Consider the following 10,129-nt stretch of genomic DNA (forward strand, 5'->3'; position numbering starts at 1 on the left):
TGCCTGCCGTTGGTTAATGAGAGCTTTACCAACGGCGGGCTAGGGTCGGGCGATTGACTCATGATTTGTCCGGAACGCGCGATGACGTCCAATGAAGCTGCCGGGGCCCACAGCCAGGCCAAGGTCCAGGCCCTGCCCGACGCCAATCCTTTTCAGCGTCTTGCCGCGCTGCTCGGCGACACACGCCCGGGTGCAGACCCGATCATCCTGACCATCGGTGAACCGCAGCACGCGCTGCCGCTGTTCACCGCCGAGGTCCTGATGGAAAACCTCGGCGATTTCCGCCGCTATCCGCCCATCGAAGGCACGCCGGTGTTCCGTGCCGCCATTGCCAGCTGGCTCGACCGGCGCTACGGCCTTGGCAACACGATCGACAAGGACAGGGGCGTACTGCCGCTGAACGGCTCTCGTGAAGGATTGTCCTTTGGCGCACTTGCCGCGCGCGATCAGCTGGCCAAGGACGTCGCCCGTCCGGCGGTGATCCTGCCAAACCCGTTTTATCAGACCTATGCGGCAGCCGCGCATATCGCCGGAGCCGAGGCGGTGCTGCTCGACAGTGATGCAGCAACCGGATTCCTGCCGGATCTGGACAGCCTGTCGCCGGAGCTTTTGGACCGGACCATTGCGTTTTATGTCGCCTCGCCGGCCAATCCGCAGGGCGCGGTGGCGAGCCTTGCCTACTGGCAGCAACTGATCGGCCTGGCGCGCAAACACGCGTTCTTCATCTTCGCTGACGAGTGCTATTCGGAAATCTACCGCGAAACGCCGCCTCCCGGCGTGCTGGAGGCCGCCCATGCGATGGGTGAGGGATACGGGCGGGTGATTGCCCTGAACTCCCTGTCGAAGCGGTCGAATCTCGCCGGCCTGCGCTGTGGCTTTGCTGCTGGCGACCCGGACTTCCTCAGCCGCTGGGTGAAATTCCGCGGCCTTGCCGCGCCGCAGGTGCCTATGCCGGCCCAGGCCGTAGCTGTCCGCGCCTATGCGGACGAAGCGCATGTGATCGAGAACCGGCGGCTCTACAACGAAAAATACGCTATCGCCGAAGCCCTGCTCGCCCCGATCCTCGGGCCGGTCACGCCGGAGGGCGGGTTCTTCCTGTGGCTGGACGTCTCCCGCTGGGGCTCCGGCATCGCCGTCACGCAACGATTGTGGAGCGAGGCGGGCCTGAAAGTCATTCCGGGCGCCTATCTGGCCATGTCAGGACCAGACGGCAGCAACCCCGGTGACCGCTATATCCGCATCAGCCTGTGCGCGCCCGTCGGGCTGACCCGCGAGGCGCTGGAGAGGCTTGCCAAGTGGCTCGGAGACAACGCATGAGACGCGCCACCGCAACGCGCGGCTCCGGACGCGGCGCCGCCCATATGCTTGATACCGAAAGCCCGCTGAAGCGCTTCATCCGGCGCAATCTGGTGGGCCTTGCCGGCCTGTGTGTGATCGGCCTGGCCGCGGCCCTTGCCGCCGCACTCGCCACCTGGTCAGTGACGGATCCAAGCCTCAACCATGCGACCAGCGAGCCGGTGCGCAATGCCCTGGGCACGCCCGGCGCAATCCTGTCGGACCTGCTGATGCAGTCCATCGGGCTTGCCACGGCGGTGTTCCTGGTGCCGGTTGTCCTGTGGGGCTGGCGTCTCCTGGCTGGCAAGCCGATGCGGATTGCCGGACGGCGCATCCTGTTCTGGTTCACCGGCACGCTGCTGGCGGCCGGTGCCGTCGCCGCCTTGCCGGTGCCGGAGACCTGGCCACTGCCAACCGGGCTCGGCGGGTTCCTGGGCGATGCCATGCAGTATCTGCCGCAGAAGCTGACCCAGAACATGGCCCCCGGCACGGCGATGATCATCGGCTCCATCGGGCTCGGCCTGCCAGCCGTGTTTTTGCTGATTGCCGCCGGCGGCTGGTTCGGCAAAGCCAAGGTCGAGGATGACCCGCTGCCGATGCCGGCCAAGGGCAAGCGCTTGCCGGTGCAGCAGCAGCTGTTTGACGACGAGGATGATGACGACGACCACGATACATCACGCTTCTCCGCCCTGATGGGTGCCGCCGGTCACTGGCGCTTGCAGATCCAGTCGACATGGCAGCGCATGACCGGCCGGGGCCGGCCAACCGGACGCAGTCATCGCGAAATGGCTGACACCTTCGACGAGGACGATGACATCGAAGCCTATGACGACACCCCGCGCCGGCGCGGAATTGGCGGCTTCGGCCGCGGCCTCGTCGGACGGCTGCTGCCCGGTGACGAGGACGACGGCCTGGACGAGCTGTATCCGGCCGAGACCGGGCGACGCCGGACCGAGTACAGTCTCGACCGCGCATCGGTGACCGGACCACGCATCGGCGGCACGGGCCGCAAGGCGCCCGCCCTCGACGACGAAGACGCCTACGAAGCAGATGCTTTTGCAGAGGACGGGTTCGACGCTGACGACGACCGCGACGCCGGATATGACGACGTGCCGTTTGACCTCGATGATGAAGACGAGGCGGACGCCCGGCTGGCGCATGGCCGCGACAGCCGGACCCAGCCTGACCGCGCGCCGCTTGACCGGGCTCCCCTGCCCCGCCCGGTTGGCATTGCCGGTCCCGCTGCCCCGGCCTCGCGCGGGCCGGCCGCCCGTGTCGTGCCGCCGGCGGCAAAGCCACAGCCCGGACGCCGGCTGCAGCAGGAATCGCAGGCCTCCCTGCTCAGCGCTCCGGAGGTCTACGAGTTTCCGCCGTTGCGGCTCCTGGCCGAGCCGAAGCCGGCCGGCAAGACGCCAGGTCTGTCTGCCGACGCTCTGGAACAGAATGCCCGCATTCTCGAGGGCGTGCTGGAAGACTTCGGCGTGCGCGGCGAGATCATCGAGGTTCGTCCCGGTCCGGTGGTGACGCTTTATGAGCTGGAGCCAGCTCCGGGCATCAAGTCGTCCCGTGTCATTGGTCTCGCCGATGACATCGCCCGTTCGATGAGTGCGATCTCGGCGCGCGTGGCTGTCATCCCCGGCAAGAATGCCATCGGTATCGAGCTGCCGAACCAGAAGCGCGAGACGGTGTATCTGCGCGAACTTCTGGCCGCCCAGGACTTCGAGAAGTCAAAGGCCAAGCTGGCGCTGGCGCTCGGTAAGACGATCAATGGCGAGAGCGTGATCGCCGACCTTGCCCGCATGCCACACCTGCTGGTGGCCGGAACCACCGGCTCGGGCAAGTCTGTTTCGATCAACACCATGATCCTGTCGCTGCTGTACCGGCTGACGCCGGACCAGTGCAAGATGATCATGATCGATCCAAAAATGCTGGAACTCTCCATCTATGACGGCATTCCGCACCTGCTGACACCGGTGGTGACGGACCCGAAGAAGGCCGTCGTCGCGCTCAAGTGGACCGTGCGCGAGATGGAGGAGCGCTACAAGAAAATGTCGAAGATGGGCGTGCGCAACATCGACGGCTACAACATGCGCGTGAAGCAGGCGCTGGAGAAAGGCGAGAGCTTCTCCCGCACCGTGCAGACCGGCTTCGACCGCGAAACCGGCCAGCCGATCTACGAGGAAGAAGATCTGCCGCTTGAGCCGATGCCCTTCATCGTGGTCATCGTCGACGAGATGGCCGACCTGATGATGGTCGCCGGCAAGGACATCGAAGGTGCGATCCAGCGCCTGGCCCAGATGGCCCGCGCCGCCGGCATCCATATCATCATGGCGACCCAGCGCCCGTCGGTGGACGTCATTACCGGGACGATCAAGGCAAACTTCCCGACCCGCATCTCGTTCCAGGTGACATCGAAGATCGACAGCCGGACCATTCTGGGTGAGCAGGGGGCCGAGCAGCTGCTCGGCATGGGCGACATGCTCTACATGGCCGGCGGCGGCCGCATCCAGCGCGTTCACGGGCCCTTCGTCGCCGACGAGGAAGTCGAGCATATCGTGGCGCATCTGAAGCTTCAGGGCTCGCCGCAATATCTGGAGGCGGTAACCGAGGAAGAGGACCTGTCCGAAAGCCCCTATGACGCCGTGTCGAGCGGGGACGAGAGCAACGATCTCTATGACAAGGCGGTTGCCGTGGTGCTGCGCGACAAGAAGGTGTCCACATCCTATGTCCAGCGCCGCCTTGGCATCGGCTACAATCGGGCGGCCTCGCTGATCGAGCGCATGGAGAAGGAAGGCCTGATCAGCGCCGCCAACCATGCCGGCAAGCGTGAGCTGCTGGTCAAGAACGGCGTGGACGAGGATTATTGAGCGGGCCAGGGGCTTGACCCCTGCCGCAACCTTGCCACAAGCAGGGTCTAGGTGAGATGCGATGGAGGGCCAGGCATGATGATCAGTGACCATGCCTTGCCTATTAGATGGAGCTGCGCCCGATCATGAGGTTTTCCCGTTTACCCCGGCTGCGCGCCAAAATCGCTGCTCTTGCGCTGTCCCTTGCTGCTGCCCTTGCCACCCTGCCACTGAGCGCCGCAGGCACTCCTGCGGGCCAGCTATCAGCGGCCGAGCAGGAAACGCTGGGCGAGATCAACACCTATTTCAACTCGGTAAAGACGATGCACGGCGACTTCGTGCAGTTCGGCCCCGATGGCGATCAGGTGGAAGGCAAGTTCTATCTCGAGCGTCCGGGCAAGATCCGCTTCTACTACAACCCGCCGGCCCAGCTCGACATCATCGCCGACGGCAAGTCGGTGTCGGTGAAGGACCGCAAGCTCAACACCCAGGACATCTGGCCGTTGAACGAGACGCCGCTGCGCTTCCTGCTGGCGGAAAAGACGGACCTCACCAAAGACACCAGCGTGGTTGGCGTGGTGGTTGAAAGCGACCTTGTCACGGTCGTGGTCGAGGACCGCACGACCTTCAACTCCGGCAAGCTGACGCTGATCTTTGACGCCCAGACCTTCGACCTGAAGCAGTGGACCGTCACGGACGCACAGGGTCAGGACACCTCGGTGGCAATCTACAACATCACCGCGAACGGTCCGTCGAACCCGAAGCTGTTCGTCATCGACTATCTGGCCAATGCGCGCCAGAACAGCGCCCACTAAGTTCACCGGTTGCCGCAACCTCCATGGCTGACCAGCCCGCTACCGGCCGCCGCGAACCGCTGGCGCTGCAATTGCTGCGGCGCTTCTGCGCCACTGAGGGCCTGCATCTCGTTGCCGAGCCCGAGTATGGCTATGCCGGCTATGTCGAAGCGCGGAGCGGACGCCGGCATTTCTTCAAGGGAGCCGGCTTCGACCTGAACGGCGCCGGCGCTGCGGCCATTGCCCGCGACAAGGGCTACAGCGCAGACTTTCTGGCGCGGGCAGGACTGAATGTGCCGGCAACGCTGCTGGTCACCACGCCGCGCTTCGTCGCCGACATCCGCATGAAAAACCCGGGCGTGGCCGACCGGCTCGCCGGCCCCGAGACCGCGCAGGCGTTTGCCGCCCGGGTCGGCTTTCCCGTCTTCGTCAAGCCGAACGAGGAATCCGAGGGGCGCGGCGTGTTGCGTGCGGCAACACCAGACCAGCTTCGTGGAGCGCTGGAGCAGCTTGGCAATGCCTATGACCGGCTGCTGGTGCAGGAAGAGGCCAAGGGGCGGGACTACCGGATCCTGATGCTCGACGGCGAATGTCTCGCCGTCTTCGAGCGCTGGCCGTTTCGGGTTACCGGGGATGGCCGCAACACGCTGGCAGCGCTGATCGATGCCGCGACCCAAGGCTTTGCGTCCGACGGCAAGGGCCGCAAGATCAGTGCCGAGGACCCACGCATCCGGACCCATCTGGCCGCCTGCGGACTGACACTCGATCACGTGCCGGCAGCAGGAATTCCGGTGCCATTGCTGCCGAATTCCAACCTGTCATCCGGCGGAACGGCTGTCGATGTGAGTGACCGGATCGCGCCGGAGCTGACATCAATTGCAGCGGCGGCGGGACGGGCCATCGGCCTGCGCTTCTACGGCCTCGACCTGATGGCGCCCGATATTGCCTCAGCAGAAGACTACAAAATCCTCGAACTGAATGCAGCGCCAGGTCTCAGCCATTTCCACCGGATCGGCCCCTCTGAAGCTGCCAAGGTTGAGGCGATCTACGAACGGGTGTTCGAGGCGATTGCCCGGGACTTGCAAGCGGGGACGTGAAAACCCCGGCAGCGGGCCAGTTTGACCCTGCACGCCGGGGCAATCGCATCAGTAGTCGCCGAGCTTGATGTCCGGGGAATAGTCGCCCGGCACTTCCTTGGTGACGGCCTGGCCGCAGATGGTCAGCCCGCGCGTGGCGTCATAGGTCAGCTGCGGCGCACCGGCCAGTTCCCAGCCCTTGTTGAGGGCCTGGGTGACGCGGTGGCAGAACTGGCTGTCATCGGGGCCGGTGATGAAGCGATAGAGTTTCATGTCTTGCGGTTCCTCATGAAGCGTCGGGGCTGGTCAGAACACCAAAGCGGGAATTGTTCTAGCCGCGGGCAGCGATCGCCTCGGCAATCGCCAGCACGCGCCGTCCCATGTCGGCATGTAACCGCTCCACCATCTTGCCGTCGATCTGGATTGCACCCTTGTCCGCGTTTTCCGGCAGGGCGAAGGCCTCGTTGATGCGCCGGGCCCAGGCAATCTCGGCCTCCGACGGGCTGAAGGCGGCATGGCAGGCCTCGACCTGCTTGGGATGAACCAGCGTCTTGCCGTCCATGCCCATCTCCGCGCCCTGCGCGCATTCGGCCGCGAACCCGTCCAGATCGTTGAAGTCGTTGTAGACGCCGTCGAGGATGTCGATGCCGCTGGTGCGGGCGGCCGCGACGCAGGTCATCAGCCAGGGCAGCATGACTGCGCGACCCGGTACCAGCCGGGCGCGGGTTTCCTTGGCCAGATCATTCGTCCCCATGACGAAGCAGGACAGCCGCACGTTCGGATCGCGTCCGGCGGAGGCAATCGAGGCTGCATCGAGCATGGCCTGCGGCGTCTCCATCATCGCCCACAGCTTCAGCGACTGCGGCGCGCCGGCCAGCGCCAACCGGTGGGCGACGCGTTCCAGGTCGGAAAGGCTGTTGACCTTCGGAAGCAGGATCGCATCCGGTCTTGCGGTCACGGCTGCTGCAATGTCGGCCTCGCCCCAGGGCGTATCGAGCCCGTTGACCCGGATCACAACCTCACGCGGACCATAGCCACCGGCTGTCACAGCCTCGACGATCTGCTGCCGGGCGATGTCCTTGGCATCGGGGGCGACGGCGTCCTCCAGATCGAGAATCAGGCAGTCGACGTCGAGCGTCCGGGCCTTTTCCAGCGCACGGGCGTTGGAGCCGGGCATGTAAAGGGCAGAGCGGCGCGGGCGGAATGTCTGGCTCATCGCGGGATCCTTGCAGGCGTTGGGTGCAGTGCGGCAAGGCTAGTGGCCGCCGTCCTGATTTTCCACTCGTCTTTAGGATCAGGCCGAACGATCAGACAGGCTTGCGCAGGATCATGTCCTTTGCGGCAATCACCGCGCCGATGGTGATCAACAGGCAGGCCAATGCGACAGTGACGGTAAAGGCCCCGAAGCCAAAGGCGATCAGCAGCAGGGTGGACAGCAATGGCGCAGAATAGGCAGCTGCCCCCAGCACCTGGATGTCGCCCTTCTTCACCCCGACATCCCAGGTGAAGAACGCAAGACCGACAGGGAACAGGCCGAGGGCGACGACGCTGCCCCACTGGATCACGCCGGACGGCCAGACAGTCTCTTCCAGTGCCAGATGGCAGGCCAGCGACAGGACCGCTGTCATCAGGCAGAAACCGGCGACCGCGCCGGTCGGAACTTCGCCGAGCCGGCGTGACAGCACGGAATAGATCGACCAGAACAGGGCGGAGGCGACTGCTGCGCCATAGCCAAGCGCAAAGGCCGGATCAAAGGAAACCGATCCTCCGCGCGTGACAAGCAGTGCTGCGCCAGCAAGTCCGAGGACCGCGCCGATGACGTGATGCAGTTTCAGCCGCTCGCCCGGCAGCAGCGCGGAAAACACGACGATCAGCAGTGGCCAGGTGTAATTGATCAGATTGGCATCGACCGGCGGCGCGTTGCGGATGGCCGTGAAATAAAAGAAGTGGAAGCCGAACAGGCCGATGGTCCCAAAGGTCCAGACGCGCAGCGGCTGTGCCAGCACCTTGAGTTCGCCCCGGCCGGCGAGCCAGGCCAGCGCCAGCACCCCGGACAGGCCGAAGCAGAGCGCATTGAGCAGAAACGGCGGCACAGCGCCCGAGCCGGCACCGAAGACACCAAGCGTTGCCCACATCAGAATGGCCGTCATGCCGATGAGCGTGGCACGGGTGCGGGTAGCGGCAGGAGAGTGGCCAGACATCGGTAAGGGATTCCGCAACAGGAGAGAATAGGCGACCACACAGCGGGCGCAACCGGCAGCGCAAGGCAGGGACATGCAGCTCGCATCGTTGTGCCGCAAGGCCTGCCGCCCGGCAAGCCCGCTCGCCACAAAGCGCCAGGGTTCTGGGCTTTCCGGTAGAACGCAGATGTCCCTGTCGCTTTGCCGCGCAAGGAGGTGCTTGTCGGGGGAGCGTTTTTTGGACATGGTGCGAGCCGTGTAACCGGTCCGACTGCTTCGCGGAGATCCAATTGAGCAAGCTCGACATCAAGGCGCTTGGCCCTGACGATGCCCTTCACCTCGCCCCGCTGATCGCGGAAAACGCACAGGCGCTGAAGCGCGGTGCGCCGCGCCGTCCCGACCAGTTCTATGCTGAAAAGATCCTCGGTGATCGCAGCGCCGAAGTGATTGGCGCTTTCGAAAACGGGGAACTGGTCGGCTTTGCCGTGTTCTTCGATCTGCCTGAGCTGATCACCGGCCTGCGCGCCGGCCAGATGGACCATATCTACGTCCGGCCCCAGTCGCGCCAGAAGGGCATTGCCCGCAGGATGATCGAGACCCTGGTGACTGAAGGCCAGAGCCGCGGCTGGCTGCAGCTGCGCTGGATGGTTCCGGGCAAGAACGCCCCGGCGCTGGCCCTCTATGAACGCATCGCCGAGCCGGACGACTACAAGAGCTACATCATCCGCATCGACCGCATCGGCGGCTGACCGGAAACGGCCCGATAGCCCGGACGGCAGCACCGCCCGGGCCGTGATCACAGTCACAGTTTCGGCATTGATTTCCCACTACCGTCGCGGACAGGCTGCAGGCTTGGCTGGGGCGGGAGGCGCTTTCATGTGGGATTTCAGTTTTGCAACGGCACTTGGCTTGATGGTGCGCACGGCACCCTATGTCCTGTTCCGCATTGTTGTGTATTTCGCCATTGCCGTCGCCTATGTGCTGGTCACGGGTACGGGGGCCGGCATCGGCTATGGCGTAGGTGCTTTCGCGGGACCGGATGACCAGGCCGGATACGCGGCCTGGGGCGGCATTATCGGCTTCGGCGCCACGGCCGGCGTGATCTACCTGCTGCGAGAATATCTGCTCTATACGGTGAAGGCCGGTCATATTGCCGTGCTTGTCGAACTGATGGATGGCCGGCCCCTGCCGAATGGAAAAGGTCAGATTGCCTACGGCGCGAGCGTCGTCCGCGAACGCTTTGTCGAGGCAAGTGTGCTGTTTGGCATCGACCAGCTGATCAAGGGCGTCATCGGTGCCATCACCGGTTTGATGCAGGGCCTCTTTTCCCTGCTGCCCATTCCCGGGCTGGACACGATCGCGCGGCTGCTGCGCGCCTTTCTCAACGTCGCCGTCGGCTTCATCGACGAGGTGATCCTTGCGCATGCGATTCGCACCCGCTCGGACAATCCCTATGCCTCTGCCCGCGACGCCCTGGTGCTTTACGGCCAGAACGCCAAGGTGATGATGAAGAACGCCGCCTTTGTCGCGGTGCTGGTCTATCTGTTTGCCTTTGTCGTCTTCCTCGTCATGCTGGCCCCCGCAGCAGCAATTGCCTATCTGTTGCCCGGCGGATGGAGCGCCGGCGGCATCGTATTTGCCCTTCTGTTCGCCTGGGCCGTCAAGGCAGCCGTGCTCGAACCGCTGGCGATCACCTGCATGATGCAGGTCTATTTCAAGGCAACCGCCGGCCAGACACCGGATCCGGCCTGGGAAGCCAAGCTGGACGGTCTGTCCAGCCGCTTCGGCGACCTGAAACACAAAGCCATGGCCTGGTCCGGACTAGGTTTCAGACCCATAAAATAGCTATGCAAGTTGTTTGAAATTTGATTCAAGCTCCTGAACAGGAGTTTGGTGAT

General features: G+C 64.4%; 9 protein-coding genes. 6 read left to right on the top strand and 3 right to left on the bottom strand.

The features are described from left to right. The first annotated feature begins 81 nt into the window (after positions 1–81). The 4 genes from ACTIFE_RS18795 to ACTIFE_RS18810 all read left to right on the top strand — a co-directional run bounded on the left by ACTIFE_RS18795 (position 82) and on the right by ACTIFE_RS18810 (position 6,072). Positions 82–1,317, top strand: a complete 1,236-nt coding sequence (locus ACTIFE_RS18795) for an aminotransferase class I/II-fold pyridoxal phosphate-dependent enzyme (RefSeq protein ID WP_439530672.1) — start codon at positions 82–84, stop codon at positions 1,315–1,317. Continuing rightward, the gene (locus tag ACTIFE_RS18800) at positions 1,314–4,202 is read left to right on the top strand and encodes a DNA translocase FtsK 4TM domain-containing protein (RefSeq protein WP_439530673.1); all 2,889 of its coding nucleotides are present in this window, start codon (positions 1,314–1,316) and stop codon (positions 4,200–4,202) included. Before ACTIFE_RS18795 ends, ACTIFE_RS18800 begins: the two co-directional genes overlap by 4 nt. Before the next feature lie 125 nt (positions 4,203–4,327). Continuing rightward, positions 4,328–4,996: an outer-membrane lipoprotein carrier protein LolA gene (locus ACTIFE_RS18805; RefSeq protein WP_439530674.1), complete on the top strand. Its 669-nt coding sequence runs from the start codon at positions 4,328–4,330 to the stop codon at positions 4,994–4,996. A 23-nt stretch (positions 4,997–5,019) separates the two neighbouring features. Beyond that, positions 5,020–6,072 (top strand): ATP-dependent carboxylate-amine ligase, encoded by a 1,053-nt coding sequence (locus ACTIFE_RS18810; protein WP_439530675.1) that lies wholly within the window; start codon positions 5,020–5,022, stop codon positions 6,070–6,072. A 48-nt stretch (positions 6,073–6,120) separates the two neighbouring features. Here ACTIFE_RS18810 and ACTIFE_RS18815 read toward each other — a convergent pair whose 3' ends face one another. The 3 genes from ACTIFE_RS18815 to yddG all read right to left on the bottom strand — a co-directional run bounded on the left by ACTIFE_RS18815 (position 6,121) and on the right by yddG (position 8,252). Then, a complete protein-coding gene (locus ACTIFE_RS18815) occupies positions 6,121–6,324 on the bottom strand; it encodes a DUF1737 domain-containing protein (RefSeq protein ID WP_106754526.1) in 204 nt (67 codons plus the stop codon). A gap of 58 nt (positions 6,325–6,382) precedes the next feature. Next, entirely contained in the window at positions 6,383–7,267 is an 885-nt protein-coding gene (locus tag ACTIFE_RS18820) for an HpcH/HpaI aldolase/citrate lyase family protein (protein ID WP_439530676.1), read from the bottom strand. Positions 7,268–7,358: 91 nt separating this feature from the next. Continuing rightward, positions 7,359–8,252 (bottom strand): aromatic amino acid exporter YddG, encoded by an 894-nt coding sequence (gene yddG, locus ACTIFE_RS18825; protein WP_439530677.1) that lies wholly within the window; start codon positions 8,250–8,252, stop codon positions 7,359–7,361. Positions 8,253–8,521: 269 nt separating this feature from the next. Here yddG and ACTIFE_RS18830 point away from each other — a divergent pair, with 269 nt between their 5' ends. Together ACTIFE_RS18830 and ACTIFE_RS18835 are read left to right on the top strand one after the other, a co-directional pair. After that, positions 8,522–8,980, top strand: a complete 459-nt coding sequence (locus tag ACTIFE_RS18830) for a GNAT family N-acetyltransferase (protein ID WP_439530678.1) — start codon at positions 8,522–8,524, stop codon at positions 8,978–8,980. 127 nt (positions 8,981–9,107) lie between these two features. Next, on the top strand, positions 9,108–10,076 hold the full coding sequence (locus tag ACTIFE_RS18835) for a hypothetical protein (RefSeq protein WP_439530679.1): 969 nt from the start codon (positions 9,108–9,110) through the stop codon (positions 10,074–10,076). Positions 10,077–10,129: the final 53 nt, after the last annotated feature.

Origin of the sequence: Pannonibacter sp. (assembly GCF_051860505.1) — a bacterium.
GTDB lineage: Bacteria > Pseudomonadota > Alphaproteobacteria > Rhizobiales > Stappiaceae > Pannonibacter.